Annotated in this window: 19 protein-coding genes and 2 pseudogenes; 8 read left to right on the forward strand and 13 right to left on the reverse strand. The window is 70.0% G+C overall.

What is annotated here, in order from left to right; genetic code table 11:
• Positions 1-212: 212 nt before the first annotated feature.
• From HUT06_RS33475 to HUT06_RS33490, 4 genes are read right to left on the reverse strand one after another with little or no spacing between them, the layout of a single operon-like run.
• On the reverse strand, positions 213-773 hold the full coding sequence (locus HUT06_RS33475) for a GNAT family N-acetyltransferase (RefSeq protein ID WP_176199359.1): 561 nt from the start codon (positions 771-773) through the stop codon (positions 213-215).
• Entirely contained in the window at positions 763-2,907 is a 2,145-nt protein-coding gene (locus HUT06_RS33480) for a tetratricopeptide repeat protein (RefSeq protein ID WP_176199360.1), read from the reverse strand. Before HUT06_RS33480 ends, HUT06_RS33475 begins: the two co-directional genes overlap by 11 nt.
• Positions 2,907-3,479, reverse strand: a complete 573-nt coding sequence (locus HUT06_RS33485; protein ID WP_176199361.1) for a DUF6879 family protein — start codon at positions 3,477-3,479, stop codon at positions 2,907-2,909. Before HUT06_RS33485 ends, HUT06_RS33480 begins: the two co-directional genes overlap by 1 nt.
• Positions 3,480-3,704 carry a hypothetical protein gene (locus HUT06_RS33490; protein ID WP_176199362.1) on the reverse strand — a complete coding sequence of 75 codons (225 nt, stop codon included), beginning with the start codon at positions 3,702-3,704 and terminating at the stop codon, positions 3,480-3,482. It abuts the gene before it with no gap.
• Between the two features lie 351 nt (positions 3,705-4,055).
• Between HUT06_RS33490 and HUT06_RS33495 the strand changes: the two genes are divergently transcribed.
• Positions 4,056-4,733: an ATP-binding cassette domain-containing protein gene (locus tag HUT06_RS33495; RefSeq protein ID WP_254715517.1), complete on the forward strand. Its 678-nt coding sequence runs from the start codon at positions 4,056-4,058 to the stop codon at positions 4,731-4,733.
• Between the two features lie 54 nt (positions 4,734-4,787).
• On the opposite strand, the gene HUT06_RS33500 is transcribed toward HUT06_RS33495, so the two are convergent.
• The gene (locus HUT06_RS33500) at positions 4,788-5,369 is read right to left on the reverse strand and encodes a TetR/AcrR family transcriptional regulator (RefSeq protein WP_176199364.1); all 582 of its coding nucleotides are present in this window, start codon (positions 5,367-5,369) and stop codon (positions 4,788-4,790) included.
• A gap of 167 nt (positions 5,370-5,536) precedes the next feature.
• On the opposite strand from HUT06_RS33500, the pseudogene HUT06_RS45710 reads away from it, so the two are divergent.
• The 3 genes and pseudogenes from HUT06_RS45710 to HUT06_RS33515 form a co-directional block, all read left to right on the forward strand.
• A pseudogene (locus tag HUT06_RS45710) lies at positions 5,537-6,181 on the forward strand (sensor histidine kinase); the annotation flags it as partial.
• Between the two features lie 135 nt (positions 6,182-6,316).
• Positions 6,317-7,080: pseudogene (locus tag HUT06_RS33510) on the forward strand (response regulator transcription factor).
• A gap of 130 nt (positions 7,081-7,210) precedes the next feature.
• Positions 7,211-7,870 (forward strand): hypothetical protein, encoded by a 660-nt coding sequence (locus HUT06_RS33515; protein WP_176199365.1) that lies wholly within the window; start codon positions 7,211-7,213, stop codon positions 7,868-7,870.
• Between the two features lie 79 nt (positions 7,871-7,949).
• Here the strand turns inward: HUT06_RS33515 and HUT06_RS33520 are convergent, their stop codons facing one another.
• From HUT06_RS33520 to HUT06_RS33530, 3 genes are read right to left on the reverse strand one after another with little or no spacing between them, the layout of a single operon-like run.
• Positions 7,950-8,144, reverse strand: coding sequence for a DUF397 domain-containing protein (locus HUT06_RS33520; protein ID WP_176199366.1), 195 nt, complete (start codon positions 8,142-8,144; stop codon positions 7,950-7,952).
• A gap of 2 nt (positions 8,145-8,146) precedes the next feature.
• Positions 8,147-8,341, reverse strand: coding sequence for a DUF397 domain-containing protein (locus HUT06_RS33525; RefSeq protein ID WP_176199367.1), 195 nt, complete (start codon positions 8,339-8,341; stop codon positions 8,147-8,149).
• Positions 8,338-9,153, reverse strand: a complete 816-nt coding sequence (locus HUT06_RS33530) for a helix-turn-helix transcriptional regulator (protein ID WP_176199368.1) — start codon at positions 9,151-9,153, stop codon at positions 8,338-8,340. The genes HUT06_RS33525 and HUT06_RS33530 overlap by 4 nt, the downstream gene beginning before the upstream one ends.
• A gap of 101 nt (positions 9,154-9,254) precedes the next feature.
• Here HUT06_RS33530 and HUT06_RS33535 point away from each other — a divergent pair, with 101 nt between their 5' ends.
• The 3 genes from HUT06_RS33535 (at position 9,255) to HUT06_RS33545 (ending at position 13,387) form a co-directional block, all read left to right on the forward strand.
• Positions 9,255-9,683 (forward strand): ATP-binding protein, encoded by a 429-nt coding sequence (locus tag HUT06_RS33535; protein ID WP_176199369.1) that lies wholly within the window; start codon positions 9,255-9,257, stop codon positions 9,681-9,683.
• A 62-nt stretch (positions 9,684-9,745) separates the two neighbouring features.
• Positions 9,746-11,524: a WD40 repeat domain-containing serine/threonine protein kinase gene (locus tag HUT06_RS33540; RefSeq protein WP_176199370.1), complete on the forward strand. Its 1,779-nt coding sequence runs from the start codon at positions 9,746-9,748 to the stop codon at positions 11,522-11,524.
• Between the two features lie 345 nt (positions 11,525-11,869).
• Positions 11,870-13,387 carry an alpha-L-arabinofuranosidase B gene (locus HUT06_RS33545; protein ID WP_176199371.1) on the forward strand — a complete coding sequence of 506 codons (1,518 nt, stop codon included), beginning with the start codon at positions 11,870-11,872 and terminating at the stop codon, positions 13,385-13,387.
• A 48-nt stretch (positions 13,388-13,435) separates the two neighbouring features.
• Here the strand turns inward: HUT06_RS33545 and HUT06_RS33550 are convergent, their stop codons facing one another.
• The 5 genes from HUT06_RS33550 to HUT06_RS33570 all read right to left on the reverse strand — a co-directional run bounded on the left by HUT06_RS33550 (position 13,436) and on the right by HUT06_RS33570 (position 17,245).
• The gene (locus HUT06_RS33550; RefSeq protein WP_176199372.1) at positions 13,436-14,404 is read right to left on the reverse strand and encodes a suppressor of fused domain protein; all 969 of its coding nucleotides are present in this window, start codon (positions 14,402-14,404) and stop codon (positions 13,436-13,438) included.
• Positions 14,405-14,462: 58 nt separating this feature from the next.
• On the reverse strand, positions 14,463-14,732 hold the full coding sequence (locus HUT06_RS33555) for a hypothetical protein (protein WP_176199373.1): 270 nt from the start codon (positions 14,730-14,732) through the stop codon (positions 14,463-14,465).
• Positions 14,729-15,706 carry a hypothetical protein gene (locus HUT06_RS33560; RefSeq protein ID WP_176199374.1) on the reverse strand — a complete coding sequence of 326 codons (978 nt, stop codon included), beginning with the start codon at positions 15,704-15,706 and terminating at the stop codon, positions 14,729-14,731. Before HUT06_RS33560 ends, HUT06_RS33555 begins: the two co-directional genes overlap by 4 nt.
• Before the next feature lie 82 nt (positions 15,707-15,788).
• A complete protein-coding gene (locus tag HUT06_RS33565; RefSeq protein WP_176199375.1) occupies positions 15,789-16,697 on the reverse strand; it encodes an SRPBCC family protein in 909 nt (302 codons plus the stop codon).
• A 176-nt stretch (positions 16,698-16,873) separates the two neighbouring features.
• Positions 16,874-17,245 carry a hypothetical protein gene (locus HUT06_RS33570; protein WP_176199376.1) on the reverse strand — a complete coding sequence of 124 codons (372 nt, stop codon included), beginning with the start codon at positions 17,243-17,245 and terminating at the stop codon, positions 16,874-16,876.
• Positions 17,246-17,586: 341 nt separating this feature from the next.
• On the opposite strand from HUT06_RS33570, the gene HUT06_RS33575 reads away from it, so the two are divergent.
• A complete protein-coding gene (locus HUT06_RS33575) occupies positions 17,587-18,366 on the forward strand; it encodes an alpha/beta fold hydrolase (protein ID WP_176199377.1) in 780 nt (259 codons plus the stop codon).
• Positions 18,367-18,371 lie beyond the last annotated feature (5 nt).

Raw genomic sequence — 18,371 nt, forward strand, 5'->3', positions numbered from 1 at the left:
GGAGCCCATCCAGCTGGTCGGGGATGTCGCTGCCAACTCTTCCGCTTTTGGCCCTTTTGGCCTGCTTGTCCTGCATGTCGGCGGCGGCCTCGGCCGCGTACCGCTCGTGGTGCAACTCAAGCAGCCGATCCACCAATCCCCGGCCAGCTGTAGTCCGGATGGCGTGCTCTCACTGACGGGTCGGCGCCAGTCTCGGGGACCGATCCCCTGCCTCAGACCGCGTGTGATCGTGTAAGGAGGTAGATGTCCCAGTGGGACGGGACGACGTTCGGCAGGGGGCCTTTGCGGCCTATCTTCTGCCAGCCGAGGTGGCGGTAGAAGGCCTGGGTGGCGGCGGCGGTGGGTTGGACTGACAGGACGGCGCGCTCTTCGGTCCGGTCCGCCAGCAGTTGCCGGACGAGGCGGCTGCCGAGGCCGTGGCCTCGCCAGGGCGGAAGCAGCGCGAGGCTGATGAGGGCGAAGGTACGTCCTTCCCATTCGGCCGTCAGTTCCTCGGGGAGCGGATCGGGGAAGTCGTTCCACCAGCCGTGGTCGGGCGGGAGGCGGTGGCCGACGGCGTAGCCGATCGGGTCGTCGCGGTGCTCGGCCACCACCAGTGCGAAGGTGGGGTCGTGCATCAGGCGCCGCAGGTAGTCGGCGTGCTCGTCCGACATTCGAGGCACCCATGCGAAGGGCGGCTGCGCGAAGACCGTGTCGTGCACGCCGCAGAGCGCGGTGAAGTGCTGCTCGGCGAGCGGACGGGTGCCGCTCTGGATGGTCGCGTCAGTCGTCATCGCCCCTCCGTTCGAGTGCCGCGGCCTGCGTCTGGAGGCCGGCCGCCCGGTCGTCGCCGAGTTCGTCGTAGATGGTCGCGGCCATGCGCCAGCGGTCGGCGGCGCCGATGGGGTCGTCCATCGCGAGTAGCGCCTCGCCGTGGGAGGTCAGCGCCATCGCGGTGCTGCGGCGGTCGCCGAAGCGCTCGAAGACGCCGGCCGCCCGCCGCAGCCGCGGCTCCGCGTCTGGAGCGCGTTCCAGGGCGAGCAGCGCGGAACTGAGTGACAGCGTGCCCCATGCCTCGCTCCACTCGTCGCCCAACTCGGCGAAGACGGCGAGAGCGCGTTCGCAGAGGCCGACGGCTTCCTCCCGGTCGCCGGTCTCGGCGGCGCAGCGGCCGAGACTCAGCAGCGCCATGCCCTCACCGCGGCGCACACCGCTGTCACGGAAGACCCGCAGTGCCGTCCGGAAGTGGCCTGTCGCGTCTCCGATCTCGTGGCGCTCCTCGTGGATCAGGCCGATGCCCCGGGAGGCGAAGCCCTCCAACCAGCCGTCGCCGAGTTCGCGGGCGAGCAGGAGGGCCCGCCGGTAGTCGGCGAGGGCCTCGTCGTACCGGCCGGCGCGCCAGCCGGCGTCCCCGAGGCAGAGGACATTGGACGCCTCGCCGAGGGCGTCGGCCAGTTCCCGCGCCGCCCGCAGGCCGAGCCGGTGGACGTCCTCCCAGTCGGCCCAGTACGAGCCGAGTTCGAAGAAGCCGTCGGCGACGACGGGCAGCTTCCAGGCGATGTCGTACTGTCCGAGGTCGGCGGCGAGTCGCAGTGCCGCGAGCAGGTTGGAGCGCTCCTGCTCGAACCACCGCGTGGCCTCCTCCGCCGTCGCGAAGGCGGGGACGTCGATCCCCCCGGGCGGTACGAGCGGGACCGAGTGCGAGTAGGGCAGGACGAGCCGCCGTCCGGCGTCGGCGGCCAGCAGGTACCAGGCGAGCATCCGCCGCACCGCGCGCGTCCGCTCACCTTGCGGGTCTCCGGCGGCGGCCCGCTCCCGGGCGTAGGCGCGCAGCAGGTCGTGGAGTTGGAAGCGATCGTTGGAGGTCTCTCGCAGCAGGTGGGCGGCTGTGAGAGCGCGCAGCAAACGCCCGGCGGCGGCGCGTCCGGTGCCGATGAGGGCCGCTGCGGCGCCGATGCCGATGTCGGGCCCGGTGTGCAGGCCGAGGAGCCGGAAGGCGCGGCGCTGCTGTTCGGGCAGAGCGCGGTAGGACCAGGAGAACGCGGCGCGCACGTCGCTCAGTTCGTCCTCGCCGGCGGCGAGGGCGTCGAGCCGGTGCCGTTCGTCCTCCAGTTCACCGGCGAGCCCCGCCATGGAGAGCTCGGGTCGGCCCGCGGCGTGTTCGGCGACGACGCGCAGGGCAAGCGGAAGGTGGCCGCTGAGGTCGGCGACTCGCAGGGCGGCAGCCTGGTCGGTCGCGACCCGGTCCGCTCCGATCACGGTCGCGAGCAGCGCGACGGACTCCTCGGGCGACAGCACGTCCAAGGTCACGCGCGCGGCTCCCTCCCTGGCCACCAGCCCCGCGAGTGTACTTCGGCCGGTGATGAGCGCGAAGCATCCCCGCGACGCCGGGAGCAGCTCCCTGATGTCGGAGGACGCGGCGGCGTTGTCGATGACCACCAGGACGCGTTTGCCGTCGAGGAGCGTCCGGTAGATGGACGCTCGCTGGCCGGTCTCGTCGGGGATGGCCTCCGGCGGGGCGCCGAGTGCCCGCAGGAACCCGTCGAGGGCCTCGCCCGCCGTCAGCTGACGGCCGGGACCGTACCCGCGCATGTCCACGTAGAGATCGCCGTCGGGGAAGCGGGACCTGGAGCGGTGCGCCCAGCGCAGGGCCAGCGCCGTCTTGCCGACGCCCGGTGCGCCGGCGACGGCGGACACCACGACGGCAGGTGGGCCACCGTCCGTCGTGGAGCCGGTGAGCAGGCCGTCCAAGGCGCGGAGGCTCGCCTCCCGGTCGATGAAGCCGGCGACGTCCAGCGGCAACTGCCGTGGTGGAGGCAGGTCGCGTCCTCCGCCCACGCGGATCCCGCCCTGCACGCTCTGCGCCTGGATGACGGTGCCGGCGTCGCCCTCGAACCCGTTGGAGGGGAACCGCTTCTCGCTGGGCATCAGCCCGGCAGGGGCAGGAACCGTCCGTTGTACCGGGCGGCGAACTCGCGGTACGGGACGGCTCGGCTCACGGCTAGGTCCCGCCAGTAGTTCGCCTGGACGATCTTCTCCGCGTCGTCGACGATCTCGGCCGCCGCGAACGCGCCGTCCGTCTCGTAGTGCATGGTGACGAGACGGCGGGAGTCGAAGAGCCAGTAGTCGTCGTGGGGCAGCCCTTCCGGCCACTCGCCTCGCCCTACCGGGATGATCCGCACGTCCTCTCCGGCCGAAACAGTGTGCTCGTAAGACCAGGCGCACTCGAAACGGACGTAGTCGGACGGTGGCTCCTCCACGACGTGGACCCGGTGCATGCGCTTCCCCGCTTTCTGCGCCGGCCGGACATACCCCTCGATCCAGTCGGCGATACCCGGGAATTCGCCGCGCTCCTGACCTGCCAGGAAGAGCGCGAACTCACCCTTCTCGTAGGAGACGTCATAGCTCTGCAGTGACTCCAGACGGTAAGCCGTGTACGAGAAGTCACTGAAGAGACTGTTGAATTCCTCGTCGGCGAGTGAGTGGAAGACCCGTCCCACCTACCGTTCCTCCCTCGCGGCGCGCAGCCGCTCGATCGCGCCCTCGACGACGTCCGCCGAGATGCGGACGGCGGTCTCGCCCGGCAGCACGTTCGACAGCTCGGCGAGGGTACCGCCGTCCACCGCGTGCCCTTGAACGACGAGCTCCCCGTTCTCCGCCAGATAGACGGACGGGCATCCGTTCCCGCCGGAACCTTGATCTTTGTAAAGCATGACCAGCTTCATGGCCTGCCTTCCTTTGAGGCCCGCTACCGGGGCACCATTGAAAGCCTACCGACTCCAGCGAATTCTCACCCGGACTGACGGATAATGGCACGGTCTCATGCCAGGTTATCTGCACCGCACAATCCACTCATCGGCAGTTTTGCGAAAAAATGCACACATGGAATGATCCAGGATCATTGCCGGGAAACACCGTCCGAGGCGCGGGACGTGCATGGCGTAGCGGGTGCTCTCTCCCGGTGTGGGCTGGCCTAGGGTGGCGGGACGTCCTCCCTAGAACGGACCATCTCCTTGCCTGCCGAACTTTGTGAAGTGACCGTCCACGTCGATACGGGGCGGTGGAGTGAGACGGTCTTGGACGGCGTCGATCTCGTCGTGCCGGACGGGAAGATCACGGCGCTGCTCGGCGAGTCCGGGTGCGGCAAGTCGATGGCGGCCGCGGCGCTCACCGGCTCGCTTCCCGACTCCGCCGGCATCACGGGGGAGGTGCGCGTCGACGGGGAGCCGGTGCGCGAGCGGCGCCAGTGGCTGCGGCTTCGCGGCGGCACCGTCGGGTTGCTGCCGCAGGCGGGCGTGACGGCCTTCCATGCCGAGGACACCGTGGGCGAGCAGTTGCGCGCCCTGGAGGACCGGTATGGGCGGTGGAGCGTCGAGCGTGCCTGCGCGGCCGCCGGGTATCCGGCCGAGCTGGCCGATCTCTACCCGAAGCAGCATTCGGGCGGCCAGATCCAGCGCGCCGCGCTCGCCGCCGCGCTGCTGCCCGAGCCCCGCGTCCTCATCGCGGACGAACCGACGGCCTCACTCGACATGGAGACCGCCTACGGCGTGTGGGTCACCCTGCGCCGGTACGCCGACGCCGGAGCCGCCGTCCTGGTGATCACCCACGACGTGCCCATGCTCACCGCGACCAGGGTCGCCGACCGCGTCGCGCTCATGCGTGAGGGAAGGGTCATCGCCACGGGCGACCTCGCCGGCTTGGCCGCCCTTGAGGACTCGTACGTGCGCGGCTTCTTCCAGCCCACCGGCTTCTGACGGCCGGTACGGTCTCGCCCCCGGTGAACCGGGGTGCGGCGTGGTCCGAGGTGCTCAGGGCCTTGGGGACATTCCGGCGGATGTGGCGTTGAGGAGCCGGTCGATGTAGTCGCGGGTGATCGGTTCCCGGGTGCACAGGAACCGGTAGTACAGGGCGCCTGAGAGCAGGTCCATCGCGAGCTCCAGTTCGAAGTCAGGCGCGATCTGGCCCTGCTCCTTGGCCGCCTGGAGACGGCGCAGGAGGTCGTCGGTCTGCCGCCGGATGAAGCGTTCCCTGTGCCCGGCGGCGACGTCCGGATCGTGCTGGGCCTCGCCGAGGAGGGCCCGGTACAGCGGGCCCCAGGGCGGCCGGCTCAGCAGTTCCGTGGCCTTGACCATCACCTCGCGCGTGTCGGCCACAACGTCGCTGGTGTCGCGGTGGACCAGGTCTTCGGTGTTCAGGCTGAGGACCGCGTCGAGGAAGAGCAGTCCCTTGGACGGCCAGCGCCGGTAGATCGTGTGCTTGCCGACGCCCGCCCGGGACGCCACGGCCTCGATGCTGAGCTTGGCGTAGCCCGACTCCAGGACCAGGTCGCGGGCGGCCTGCCTGATCGCCTCGGTCCGGGCGGCCGCAAGGGCGGCGTGGTGGTCGGTCATGGCGTCCACCCTAACGGCACGGCACGTGCCGTGTTGACAGCGTCGGACGGGTACGCCACGCTGACCCATACGGCACGGTCCGTGCCGTGCCGGTCTGGAAGGCAGCAGGATGGCCGCCGTCCAGACAGGCCCCCGCTCATGCACAGGAGATCCCGATGGCCACGGAGATGCCGTCGAACCCGCCGCCGACCACCGCAGTCGCGTGCGGCGGCGACGGCGGCGCGGTGGCGCGGGAGCGCGCTCGCATCGCCCTTGAGCTGCACGACACCGTCGCGCACCACATGTCCCTGACCCTCGTACGGGCCGAGGCGGCGCTGCGGAGCGTTCCCGACCTGCCGGACGCGGCGCGGCAGGCGCTGGAGGCGGTGCGGGACGCCGCGCGCGGGGCGCTCACCGACACCCGCCGCATCGTCGGGATGCTGCGCGCCGGTGAGGCGGGCGGCCCGCAGCCCGGCCTCGACCGGCTCGGTGAACTGGTCGGCGCGGCGCGCGGCGGCGGGCTGCTGGTGTCCAGCGCCGTCGTCGGGGTGGCGCGCCCGCTGAGCGCCCGCGTGGACCTGGCGGCCTTCCGGATCGTGCAGGAGTCGCTCAGCAACGCCGTCCGCTACGCGCCGGGGGCATGCGTGAGCGTCGAGATCCGCTACGGGCCCGGCGCGCTCACGGTCTCGGTCGACGACGACGGTGCCCGGACCGCTTCCAGGCCCGCGCCCAGCGGAGGCCATGGCCTGGCGGGGATGCGCGAGCGGGCCGGGATGCTCGGCGGCACCCTCCGGGCAGGCCCGCGGGCAAGAGTGGGCTGGTCCGTCGTCGCCGAGCTGCCGTACGCCGAGCCCGGTCCCGGCGCCGGCGATCCCGCACCGGACGAGAGCCGCACGGTCGTCCCGCTCCGCTCGGTCGGCCGGCCCCCTGGGCGGGGCGGCGCCGGGCACCGCGATCGTGCGGGCGCCCTGCGCGTCGTCCTCGCCGAGGGCTCACCCTCCTCCGGGACGGGCTGGTCCGCTTGCTGGACGCGTCCGGGGTGGAGGTGGTGGAGGCCGTCGACAACGGTCCGTCGCTGCTGCGCGCGCTGACCGTGCACCGTCCGGACGTGGCGGTGGTGGACGCCCGGCTGCCCCCGACGTTCACCGATGAGGGCCTGCGCGCGGTGGTCGAGGCCCGCGGGCGGCTCCCGGACCTTCCTGTCCTGGTGCTCTCGCAGCACGTGGCGCAGTTCTCCGCGCGAGAGCTGCTGTCCGGCGGCAGCGGCGGCACCGGCTACCTGCTCAAGGACCGGGTCTCGGACGTGGGCCAGTTCGTGGACGCGGTACGGAGGGTGGCCGCCGGGGGTACCGTGCTCGACCCCGGCGTGGTCGCCCAGTTGCTGAGCCGCCACGACCGCGAGGAGCCGTTGCAGGCCCTGACGGCGCGGGAGCGGGAAGTGCTCAGGCTGATGGCGGAGGGCCGCTCCAACGCCGCCATCGCGTCCGCGCTGTTCGTCACCGAGAAGACGGTCAGCAAGCACATCAACAGCATCTTCGGGAAGCTCGGGCTACCGCGGTCCGAGGACGACAACCGGCGCGTGCTGGCGGTGGTCGCCTACCTCGACGCCGAACGTCCCGTCCTCGGCGGAGCCGTCACCGGCGGCCCGGCCCCACACGAACGGGCCACCGGCGCACCCGCGAGCGGACATGCCGCCCCCTCACCCCGGCGCGACCTGGCCCCGGCGCAATGACAGCCCTGTGATCGGAGCCCGGCCGGAGGAGGATTCAGAAGCGGGCCGGGTCGTGATGGTTTACCGTGATCGCGCGGCCTCGAAAAGTCATCACCATCACCAGGGCATGCGGGGCCCGGGAGGGACGGCCATGAAAATCACCCTGCTGTGGGCCGTCCCCCTGGGGATTCTGGCGGTCGTGGCCGCGGAGTGGGCCTTGCTGGCCAATCCTGGTGGACGACTCGTCGGGCTGGTCCTGCTGGCCGTCCTGCTGGGGTTCATCGGCGTGTTCGCGCTGGCACCGGTGACCCTCGCCGTCGGTGCCGTCGGCGAGCGGTGGGGCACCGCGGCGGCGGTGCTCCTGGTCGGGACATGCCTGTCGGTGGCGGTTCTCGCCATCATCGGCTCGATCGAGCGCGCCAAACCGGGATACGCCTGGAAGTACGGTGAGCCGGTCGACGCCGCCGTTCCGCACGACTGGACCTGCACATTGTCCGGCTACAAATGCGCGGGCTCCTGGAGGTCGCAGGGAAAGACGGTGCACGGGTCGGTCACCATGTCCAGGGCAGAGCATCGCGCCCTCCGCTCGCCGCTGGCGGTCGCAGCGGACGGCGCCCACCACCTGAAGGCGCGCGCTCTGAACCGTCGCGCCGCCACCGCCGGTCTCCACCTGAAGCCCGCGAGTTCCGTGGCCCTGGGCAAGGTCCCCGAATGGACGGGATGGACGGCAGGCGCGATCGGCCTCGGCGCCACCCTGTTCGCGATCGTCCTCCCCCACCGCACCCCCAGGACGACCCCCGAAGCGCGATAGCCGATCGAGACGCAACCGCACCACCCGCCGGCACCGAACGCTCTAGTCCAGGCCCGGACGTCGCGTCGAGGCGGAAGTGTCAGCCTGCCGGGCGCCGCCTGACCTGCTCGATCAGGCCGGCGAACTGAGCGAAGGACAAGATGAGGTGGCCCCCGCCCGGGTCCTTACTGTCCCGCACACCGATCCCGACCCCCTGCGCAAGCCGTCCCAGCTCAACACACTGCTGGTCACTGATGCCACCGCTGTGACTGCTCTTCCGCCACTGGACGGCCATGGCTAACGCACCCGATCCTGCTTGACCTGCTCGATCAGGTCGGCGAACTGCGCAACGGACAAGATGAGGTGCCCCCCACCCGGGTCCTTACTGTCCCGCACACCGATCCCCGCCCCCGACGCAAACCGTCCCAGCTCAACGCAGTGCTGATCGTCAACCCCGCTGCTGTGAGTGCTCTTCCGCCATTGGACGTTCATCTGTACTGCTCCAAGTACTGCTCGACGAGGGCACGCGAGGCATCCTCCGGGAGGGCCTTTGCGCCGATGTGCTCAAACTTAGTCCAGAATTCCCGAACTTCGCCCGGCACCTCGATCAGTCGCCCACCGTTCTGCGCACCCGCGTACGCAACGTCCCGGCCGTCCAGGCTGATGACCTGGAAGGGGCCGTCGAAGCCACGGTGCGCCCCCGCCGAGGGCTGAACAAAGCGCACGATGACATTGGGAAGCTCCATCATCTTCCGGAGGTGTTGCAGCTGCGCCAGCATCACGTCGCGGCCGCCGACCTCGTAGCTCAGCACCTTCTCGTCCATGAGCACCCAGAGGAAGGGCGGCTTCTCACGGTCGAGAAGCTTCTGCTGACGGGCCACGCGCTCGTTGATCTCGAACTCGATGTCCTCGGCCGTACCGGTCTCAACGAGGGCGCGCATGTACTCCACCGTCTCCAAGGGCCTGGGGATGGTGTGACCGTGGTAGACCCTGATCTCCTCGGCCTCCTGCTCGTACTTGACGAGCTGCCTGCCCCAGTTAGGGTCGTGGGCCATTCGGGCAAACCAGAGCAATAGCTGAAAAAGCCAACCGGTTCCATAGTGCTTGTCGAGCGCCCGCATGTGGTCGTCGTGCGGTCGCCGCCGTCCCGCCTCGAAGTGGGATACAGCACCCCGCGTCACGCCCATGATCTCGCCACATTGAGTGAGCGAGAGTCCAGCCCTCTCACGCCAAAAGCGCAGGTAGAAGGCCAGGAAGTGCCACATGGAGAGCTTCGGATTGAGCGGATCACGGACGATCGGCATGGCGCTCTCCCTGTATACAGATCGGCTGGCTACAGGCAAAACATAGAGCGTTGCGGTGATCCTTGTCACAGGAAATCGGAATCTCGGGCAAGGACGGGACGATGGCGATGACGGCGACCGCAGAGCCGATCATGCCCCTTATGGGCACACCTTCCGCAGTGGGGCAAGCACGCACATTCACGGACACACAAATCCGCAAATGGAACTACCCGCACATTCTCGACAGCGCGCTTCTCATCGTTTCGGAACTCGTCACGAACGCGGTCCGCCAGACGCCGGACGAGGAGATCCGGCTCCAGCTCAGCCGGGACGACTACGGGGTCATCATCGCCGTCTGGGACGCCGACCACGCGCTGCCCACGGCCAAGCCGATGAAGGAACTCACCCTCGACGACCTCGACCTGTCCGAGGAGGCGTTCGACGACAACGGCGGCTGGGGCCTGCACATCGTCCAGGCCATGTCCGCCCAGTGCGGCGTCACCGCCGACCCCGCCGGCGGCAAGTGGGTCTGGTGTCGGATGCGTCCGTGATCGGCCGACTGCAAGGTCACGACCGTGGCGTGCAAGTGATGGGCAATGTCTAAGGTTGTCCCGTGGCGGGGATTGCCGAGGAGCTGGTGGGCGGGCGGTACCGGCTGGTCGAGTTGATCGGCCAGGGCGGGATGGGCCGGGTGTGGCGCGGGCATGACGAGCTGCTGGATCGTCCGGTCGCGGTCAAACAAGTACTGCTCCACCACGGGCTGACGGACGGGCAGCGCGAAGAACTGACCGTGCGGCTGCTGCGGGAGGCGCGTGCGGCCGCGCGGCTCAACCATCCGGGGATCGTCACCGTCCACGACGTCGCCGAGCATGACGGCGCGCCGGTCCTGGTGATGGAGTTCCTGGACGGTCCGTCGCTGTCCGCCGTGATCGAGCAGGAGGGCCGCCTCCCGTACGCGCGGGTCGCGCGACTCGGCGCGGCCATGCTGGACGCCCTGCGCACGGCGCACGCGGCGGGCATCGTCCACCGTGACCTGAAACCCGACAACGTGCTGCTGGCCGGGCGGCGGACCGTCGTCACCGACTTCGGCATCGCCAACATCGCCGACGCCACAACGCTGACCGCGTCCGGTGCCATCATGGGCACGCCCGTCTATATGGCCCCGGAGCAGATTGAGGGCCAGCGCATCACCGAGTCCTGCGACCTGTGGTCGCTCGGCGTGACCCTCTACCTGGCGGTGGAGGGTGTGGCGCCCTTCAGCGGCCCGTCCCTGACCGCGCTGTACGGGGCGATCCTCACCCGTGACCCGCGTCCGGCCGAGCACGCGGGCCCGCTGGCCGAGGTGCTGGCGGGGCTTCTCGTCAAGGACCCGGCCGGGCGGCTCACCTCCGAGCAGGCCGCCGAGGCGCTGACGGCGATCGACCGTCCCGCGCCGCCGACGCCCGCGCGCACCGCGTTGGACGTCCCGAACACCACCACTCCGCAGGCCACCGAGCCGGGCGAGCCGGCGCGTCCCCGTGCATCGAGCGGCGACCGTGCGGCCCGGCTCTTCACCGGGCATGCCGACACCGTCCGCCATGTGGCGTTCAGCCCGGACGGCCGGATCCTGGCCTCCGCGAGCGTGGACGGGCGGGTCATCTTGTGGGACGTCCCCTCTGGCAAGGCCATCCGTACCCTCCGCGGTGAGGGCATCGCCGTCACCGTGGCGTTCAGTCCGGACGGCACGCTCCTGGCCACGGGCCATGGCGACCAGAGCGCGCGGCTGTGGAATCCGGCCACCGGCGATCTCATGTCCGTCCTCAAACGTCACAAGGGCTGGGTCACAGGGGTCGCGTTCAGCCCGGACGGCACCAGCATCGCCACCGCCAGCAAGGAAATGGTGCGATTGCGGAGCCTGCCCAAGGGCCGCACCCAGGCCGGCATTCCGAGCGACAACATCAGCAGCATCGGCCTGGTCGACTTCAGCCCGGACGGCACGCTCCTGGCCACTGCCGACGTCCTGTGGGATCTGGCCGGCAAGCGCATCGTCAACGAACTTCGCGGTCATGACAGCACCATCAACGCGATCGCGTTCAGCCCCGACAGCAAGCTTCTGGCCACTGCCAGCAGCGACCGGACCGTGCGGCTGCGAAAGGTGCGCACGCGCGAAAGCACCGTCCTCGAAGGCCATACGGGGAACGTCAACGCGGTCGCGTTCAGCCCGGACGGCGCCCTCATGGCCACTGGCAGCAGCGACAACAGTGTGCGGCTGTGGGATTCGGCCACGGGCCTTCCCGTGGGGTCGCCCATGTACCGGTCCGGCTTCATCTACACGGTCGCCTTCAGCCCGGACGGCAGGTTCTTGGCCGGCGCCGGGAAGGAGAGGACGGTCCAGCTGACGCCGATCGGGTGAGCCTCCTCCGCGAAGCCACCGCCTTATGGCTTCCGATGTGCGGGTTCGCAATTGAGGGTTGACAGCGTCCGCTGGTTGGTATGTGCTCGCAGCATCGCCCTTAACCACGACCCGATCAGGGAGGGATGCCGCGATAGCGAGATGTTAGCGATAACATTCATGGCTGTTTGTGGCAGTCACGCTGGATGTGACCTCCGCAGACGGCCGTCATGCTCCTGCTCCCGTATGTGAGCGCTAACTCGCTTGCTTCAACGTCACCGTGAAAGGCCGCTGCGCGTCCAGCAGCAGGAATGGAGGGTTTGCACCATGGTTCGGTTACGGCTTGCGCACTGGAAAAGGAAGCTGATGGTCGCGGTGGCGGTCGCCGCGGTCGGGTTCGGCGGGCTGGTCGGGATGCCGGGGCAGTCCCTGGCCGCCGGGACGCTGCCGTGCGACATCTACGCGTCCGCCGGGACGCCCTGCGTCGCCGCGCACAGCACCACCCGGGCGCTGTTCGGCTCCTACAGTGGCCGCCTCTACCAAGTGCGCCGCGCCTCCGACAACGGCACCCGCGACATCGGCGTGCTCAGCGCCGGCGGGTACGCCGACGCCGCCGCGCAGGACTCGTTCTGCGGCGGCACCACCTGCGTCATCTCGGTCATCTACGACCAGACGTCCCGCCACAACGACCTGACCCCGGCCCCGCCCGGCGGCGTCGGCGGCCAGGACGCCCCCGTCCCCGCCGACGGGCTGCCGATCACCGCGGGCGGCCGCACCGTCTACGGCGCCTCGTTCTCCGGGCACATGGGATACCGCGACAACTCCACGTCCGGGATCGCCACCGGAAGCCGGCCCGAGGGCATGTACATGGTCACGACCGGGACGCATTACAACAGCAGCTGCTGCTTCGACTACGGCAACGCCGAGACCAACAATCTGGACAACGGCAACGGCCACATGGACGCCATCTACTTCGGCACCCTGTGCTGGTTCTCGCCGTGCCACGGCTCCGGCCCGTGGGTGATGGCCGACCTGGAGAACGGCCTGTTCCAGTCGAACACCGGCGGCAGCCAGAACACCGGCTACACCGGCAACCGCAACCCGTTCGTCACGGCGATGCTGAAGAACAACGGCACGAACTACTTCGCCATCAAGGACGGCAACGCGCAATCGGGCGGGCTGGCCACACGCTATTCCGGGGCCTTGCCCACGTCCCGTCCGGGCTATTCGCCGATGCAGAAGGAGGGCGCGATCATCCTCGGCATCGGCGGCGACAACAGCAACACCGCCATCGGCTCCTTCTACGAGGGCGTGATGACGTCGGGACTGCCGTCCGACGCGGCGGAGAACGCCGTCCAGGCGAACATCGTCTCGGTCGGCTACGGTGCGCCGAGCCCGGTCGCGGCGGGCACGCTCAACCCCGGATCGACCATTTCACTACGCGCGACGACGGCCTGCTGCACCACGCGCTACATCCGGCACCAGAACGACAACGTCGTCACGTCGGAGATCTCGTCGGGCAGCCCGTCGCTGGACAAGAACGACGGGAGCTGGATCGTCCGCCGGGGCCTGGCGAACAATTCCTGCGTGTCATTCGAGTCGCGCAACTACCCCGGTGATTTCCTGCGGCACTTCAACTACCAGCTCTACCGGCAGCCGATGGACGGCTCGGCTCTCTTCCGCGCCGACGCCACCTTCTGTCCGCAGGCCGGGAAGAGCGGCAGCGGAACGTCCTTCGCGTCCTACAACTACCCGGACCGCTTCATCCGCCACTACAACGACACCCTCTACATCGCGAGCAACGGCGGTTCCCACGACTTCGACGCGTCCGCGAGCTGGGCGGCCGACGTCACCTGGGCCGTCACCACCCCCTGGACCCCCTGAAACCCCGGACGCGAGCCGCCCCCGACCCGGAGGGGCGGCTCGCCCGCGTCAGGGGACGATGCTGACGGTCAGCGTGTCGATGCGGTAGGTGCCCGGTTGGGGGCGGACGGTCTCGGCGATGGCGTGGCAGACGGCGTCCGGAAGGGTGATCTCCAGCGCGTGGGCGGCCTCGTTGTGCGTGACCGACGGGCCCGGCAGCAGCGCGACGGGACGGCCGGGGCCGCGCAGGATCAGCGGGTTCCCGTGCGGGACGCGGGCCGGCAGCACGCGGGTGAACTGCGGGACGTGCCGCGCGCCGATCTCCAGCGTCACCCCGTTGGAGGTGTCGGCGCCGAGCTGGTGGAAGAACAGGTAGCCGGTGCCCGACCCCTCGCGCCGGGACCCCTCCCGGACGGTGCCGGAGACCCCGGGGACGTCCGCGAGGGACATGCGGTCCAGGTTCGTCACGAGCAGCGGGAGGTGCGGCGCCATCGCGTCCAGCAGACCCGCGACGTGCCAGGACTGGGCGGCGTGCAGCTCGTCGGTCGTGATGCCGACGAACTGGAGGAAGGCGACCTCGCCGAGGGACGTGCCGGCGCGGCCGAGTTCGGGGTCGAGGACGAACGCGCCCGCGCGGATCGCCGAACCGGGGCGCTCCGGGTCCAGCGGGTCCGGGAACTCGATGTAGTGGCCCGGCTCGAAGTCGTTGCCGCTGTTCGACACGTACGACGCCAGCTTCTCCAGGTGCGCCATCGCCCAGTTCGGCGCGGCCGTCTCGTGCGGGAGGCGCGGCACGCGCAGCGTGAACTCGTAGCCGCGCTCCTCGAACGGCGCGGTCAGCGCGTAGCCGATGAGATGCCAGTGCGGCACCGGTTCCGCGCGCGGGTAGACGGCGATCGTGTTGGTGACGAACTGCCCCATCGGCATCGGCCCCATCGGCCGGTAGGGCATCGGCGCGTCCCACTCCAGGCGCTCGGCGTCGCCGTACCGCGCCTTGAGCACCCCATCGATCGCGTTCCATCCGTCGACGTTCAGCATCCTGCTCCCTCTGGACGGTCACATGTCCAGGTACAGACGCAGAAAAGCTGATCTTGGTTCAGGCGTCGCCGTCCCGGTCCGGGGACGCGAGCTCGGCCGCGATCGCGTAGTCGATCCGCACGTCGCGGTAGGTGACGTGCTCCCGCACCTCGTCCGGGAGGTTCGTGCGCGCGCTGCCGGACGACGACTCGGCGGAGGCGTCACCGGAGAACTCCACCGAGTTCTCCGGGGCGACCTCGAAGCGCAGCTCATCGGCCTTGATGCTGGCCGTGAAGAGGATGTCGGCCGTCCGCCGGACTCCGGCGTCCGGACGCTCGCCGCCGCTCATGACCGGCCGGCCCCGGAGACCATCCTGAGCAGCGCCCGTCCCAGATCGCGCACGGACTCCTCCGCCTCGTGAAGCGCCTGCTCCATGGACCCCGGCTCGCCGGTCTCGCCGCCGTTCTCGCCGCCGTTCTCCTCCGGGCCGCCGGAATCGCCCTCGTCGGGGCCGCTCTCCGGCCGGGTCTCCTTGTGGCGGTCGTCGGCGTCCTCCGTTTTCTCGGCGGACGCCTTGGGGCGGTCCGCTTCGGACGGGGTATCGCCGGTGCCCGCCTTGCCCGCGACGCCCGGCGCGACCGTCTCCGCGGCCCGTACGGTGCCTTCGCCGACGTCGTCGACCGCACCGCCCGCGCCCGTGCCGACATCCCTGACGGCGCCGCCCGCGCCTTCGCCAACGTCCTGTACTGCGCCGCCGGCACCCTCGCCAACGTTTCGCACCGCGCCGCCCGCGCCCGAGCCGACGTCCCGCACGGCACCTCCCGCGCCCGTGCCGACGTCCTGGACGGCACCTCCCGCACCCCGGCCGACGTCTCGAACCGCACCCGCCGCACCCGTGCCGACGTCCCGAACCGCGCCGCCCGCGCCCCGGCCCACTGCACCGACGGCGGTGCCGGTGCCCGCGCCGATGTCGCGCGCCGCCGCCTCCACGCCGCGTCCGACATGCTGGAGAAGCTCCGGGTTGCGATCGAGGGTGGTCAGCACCCGGTCGACGATGACGGCCACGTTGTCCAGCCGGACGTCGAGCCGCGCCTGCGCCTCGACTCCCTTGATCTCCAGTTTGACCCTGCCGAGGAACACGTCCGCGCCGACGTTCAGTCTGAGCAGGTCGAAGACCTGGGCCACGAGCGAGACGTGCGCCTCCAGGTTCTCCACCTCAAGGGAGATCTCCTCGACTTCGAGCTGGGGAACGTCGAGGTGGACGTCGGGCCCCTCGGTCCGCTCCCGCTCGGGCTTCTGCCTGCCAGACGCGCCGCTGTCCATCGCTCCCCCAGAGCCTCGACCGGTCTCAGCCTCCGTGTCACGACCCGCTACCCGACGCCTACCAGCGAAAACGTCGGGCCCCTCAGGCACTGCCGCTCCCGGCCCTCTCCTTCTCGCGACTCTCCTGAGCCTCCTGCTCCTCCTTCAGAGCGTCCTCATGGGTCTTGACCACCTCGCCGTCGCGGATCTCGCCGCGCCAGCCCTCGACCTCCTCCTGCCTGAGCAGGGCCTGGGTCATCATGTGGCGCTTGATGTGCTTGAAGTCCAGCCGGAGCCGGCGCCCCTGGGCCCGCCACAGGTTCGCGGTCTTCTCGAAGAAGCCGTCCGGGTGGTACTCGGCGACCAGCAGGATGCGCGTCATGGTCGGGGTCAGCTCGTGGAACGTCACGGCGCCGTCGACGTAGCCCTTGGCCCCCTTCGACTTCCAGATGATCCGCTCGTCCGGCACCTGCTCGGTGATCGTCGACTCCCAGCTGCGGTGGGACAGGAAGATCTGCGCCCGCCAGTTGATCTTCTCGTCCGACTCCTGCTCGACGCTCTCGACCTTCCGCGTGATGCTCGGGTAGTCGGCGAACCGCGTCCACTGGTCGTAGGCGACGCGGCGCGGCAGTCCCACATCGAACTCCTCGATGATGTTGACCACCTTGGGGCCGCCGCCGGTCCCCTTGCCGCCCTCGCCGTCCTTGCCGCCGCCGAAGGGCAGGGCGTTCTTCACCTTCTCCTTCGCGCCGGCCACCCCGGCACTGACCCCCGCCTTCAGCGGGGACTCCCCCTCGGCGATCTTCTTCGCGCCCGCGGCGGCCATCTTCGTGCCGGTCTCACCGTCCGCGGCGTCGGTCAGCCGCTGGGTCACGCCCTGGATCTTCCCGGTGGCCCCGGTGAGCGTCCGCACCATCAGCGCCTGGACGAGATCCCGGCCGGCCTCCTTGAGCTGATCGACGGGAAGCTCCTTGCCCTGGTCTCCGCCGCCGCCCGTGTCCGCCATGGTCATCACTTCGCTCGCTTAGACGATGCCTCCTACACCCGGGCCATAGCCCCAGAAACCACCACGAAACGACCGCCCCCACCCCTGACCAGCAAAAAACAAAGATCTACCCCCCATTGCCATCCCCCACCGAAACGACCCCGCCCACCTGCACAGTGGACGGGGCCGACGACGGCAAGCCGTCACTCGAAGAGGTCTTCGCCCTCGCGCATGACAGCGGCGCGCTGAATCCAGCGTTTGAGTTGGTCCGGGTCGGTACACCCCGTGACGCGCTCAGGGAGCGCATCGAGGTAGGCGCCATGGGAGTGCAGCACCTGGGCCAACACCCCGGACATGCCCTGGACGTATCCCGCGGCACGATGGTCTTTGGCGAAGTCGGACTGCCACTTGTAGTCGTAGAAGAAGGACCTCTTCTCAAAGAGGATCTCGGGGTCGACGATGTGGCGGTCATACGACACCCAACGACCGATCACACTGCGGTCGCTCTGCTCCAGAATGCGCGCACGCCTCTCGTCCGGTACAGCGACGCCGCGGGCGTCCAAGATGAGCAGCACCGCATCCGCCTTCGCCCGGCAGCATGCCTCCTCGAAGTGCTGCCATGCGAAGTTCGTCCTCCAGGGGTGGGCAAGAGTCTCTATCGCGTCCTCCCGAGTACGTGCGACCGAGCGCCGGAGCACCTGTCCGACGCAAGGAGCAAACTAACGGCAACCGGAGGCTCGCGGAGCGTTAAAGTGCCTCATGAACGGGTCATTTGACGACTTGGCTCGGGTGGGCTGTTTTAGCTGGTCAGACAGGGTGATGCCAGGTGCCTGAATTGCCTGTTGGCTGGGGGTAGGTGGGGCCAGTCGCTCGGGGCTGGGAGGCTGGGTGCGGCGACTGGTTCAGGGAGGGCAGCGTGGCGACGACGGTCACTCAGGATGGTTACACCTTGTGGTACGAGGTGACGGGGGACGGTCCGGGCGTCGTCTTTCCGTCGCGGATGCGTGCCGAGCACTCGGCGCTCGCGGGGGTGCTGGCGGCGAGCGGGCGGCGGGTCGTGCGATACAAGCCGCGGCAGGTCGTCGGTGTGCTGGAGCCCGAGGAGGAGGCGGGCGGCCCCTGGGCGGCGGCGAGCTGGTCCCGGTTTCCCACGGAGGTCGAGATCGCCGACCTGCACGCCGTCGCGGACGCGGCGGGTGTGGGCGAGTTCGTGCTGGCCGGCTACTCGGGCATGGCCGCGCTCGCGGGCTTCCTGGTGAGCGACAGCGAACGGGCGGTGGGCCTCATGGTCGGCGGGTTTCCGCTGCTGTCGGGTGTGGACTACTGGCTCGGCTACGTCGAGGGCGCCCGCGCCGCCCTGCTGCAGGCCGGGTTGCCGGAGAAGGCGGACGAGCACCATCTGGGCGTCCTCATGTACCAGGAGTGGGCCGCTCGGGACGATGCCGGGGCCCTCGCCGCCCTCAAGGGGCCGAAGATCGTCTGGTACGGCTCCGTGGACGGCGAACCCGAGTGCCGGATGCACGCGTACGTCGGCGGCAGCGCCATCGCCCGCCGCCTCCGCGACCGGAGCGAGCAGTTGCGGCAGGTCGGCTTCGAGGTCATCGAGTTCGACGGGCTCGACCACATCGCCGGTCTCGCGGAGGCGGAAGTGGTGGGGCCGAGGCTGGCCGAGGCGCTGGCCTCGGCCGGCTGGTAGCCGTC

Origin of the sequence: Actinomadura sp. NAK00032 (genome assembly GCF_013364275.1) — a bacterium.
Classification (GTDB): domain Bacteria; phylum Actinomycetota; class Actinomycetes; order Streptosporangiales; family Streptosporangiaceae; genus Spirillospora.

What these genes read in the sequence shown, in the direction of transcription:
- HUT06_RS33560 (WP_176199374.1), bottom strand. Translation starts at nt 15,706, where the DNA reads ATGGACAGCGGCGCGTCTGGCAGGCAGAAGCCCGAGCGGGAGCGGACC.
- HUT06_RS33525 (WP_176199367.1), bottom strand. Translation starts at nt 8,341, where the DNA reads ATGAACGTCCAATGGCGGAAGAGCACTCACAGCAGCGGGGTTGACGAT.
- HUT06_RS33535 (WP_176199369.1), top strand. Translation starts at nt 9,255, where the DNA reads ATGGCGATGACGGCGACCGCAGAGCCGATCATGCCCCTTATGGGCACA.
- HUT06_RS33490 (WP_176199362.1), bottom strand. Translation starts at nt 3,704, where the DNA reads ATGAAGCTGGTCATGCTTTACAAAGATCAAGGTTCCGGCGGGAACGGA.
- HUT06_RS33500 (WP_176199364.1), bottom strand. Translation starts at nt 5,369, where the DNA reads ATGACCGACCACCACGCCGCCCTTGCGGCCGCCCGGACCGAGGCGATC.
- HUT06_RS33475 (WP_176199359.1), bottom strand. Translation starts at nt 773, where the DNA reads ATGACGACTGACGCGACCATCCAGAGCGGCACCCGTCCGCTCGCCGAG.
- HUT06_RS33515 (WP_176199365.1), top strand. Translation starts at nt 7,211, where the DNA reads ATGAAAATCACCCTGCTGTGGGCCGTCCCCCTGGGGATTCTGGCGGTC.
- HUT06_RS33555 (WP_176199373.1), bottom strand. Translation starts at nt 14,732, where the DNA reads ATGAGCGGCGGCGAGCGTCCGGACGCCGGAGTCCGGCGGACGGCCGAC.
- HUT06_RS33550 (WP_176199372.1), bottom strand. Translation starts at nt 14,404, where the DNA reads ATGCTGAACGTCGACGGATGGAACGCGATCGATGGGGTGCTCAAGGCG.
- HUT06_RS33480 (WP_176199360.1), bottom strand. Translation starts at nt 2,907, where the DNA reads ATGCCCAGCGAGAAGCGGTTCCCCTCCAACGGGTTCGAGGGCGACGCC.
- HUT06_RS33530 (WP_176199368.1), bottom strand. Translation starts at nt 9,153, where the DNA reads ATGCCGATCGTCCGTGATCCGCTCAATCCGAAGCTCTCCATGTGGCAC.
- HUT06_RS33520 (WP_176199366.1), bottom strand. Translation starts at nt 8,144, where the DNA reads ATGGCCGTCCAGTGGCGGAAGAGCAGTCACAGCGGTGGCATCAGTGAC.
- HUT06_RS33565 (WP_176199375.1), bottom strand. Translation starts at nt 16,697, where the DNA reads ATGACCATGGCGGACACGGGCGGCGGCGGAGACCAGGGCAAGGAGCTT.
- HUT06_RS33545 (WP_176199371.1), top strand. Translation starts at nt 11,870, where the DNA reads ATGGTCGCGGTGGCGGTCGCCGCGGTCGGGTTCGGCGGGCTGGTCGGG.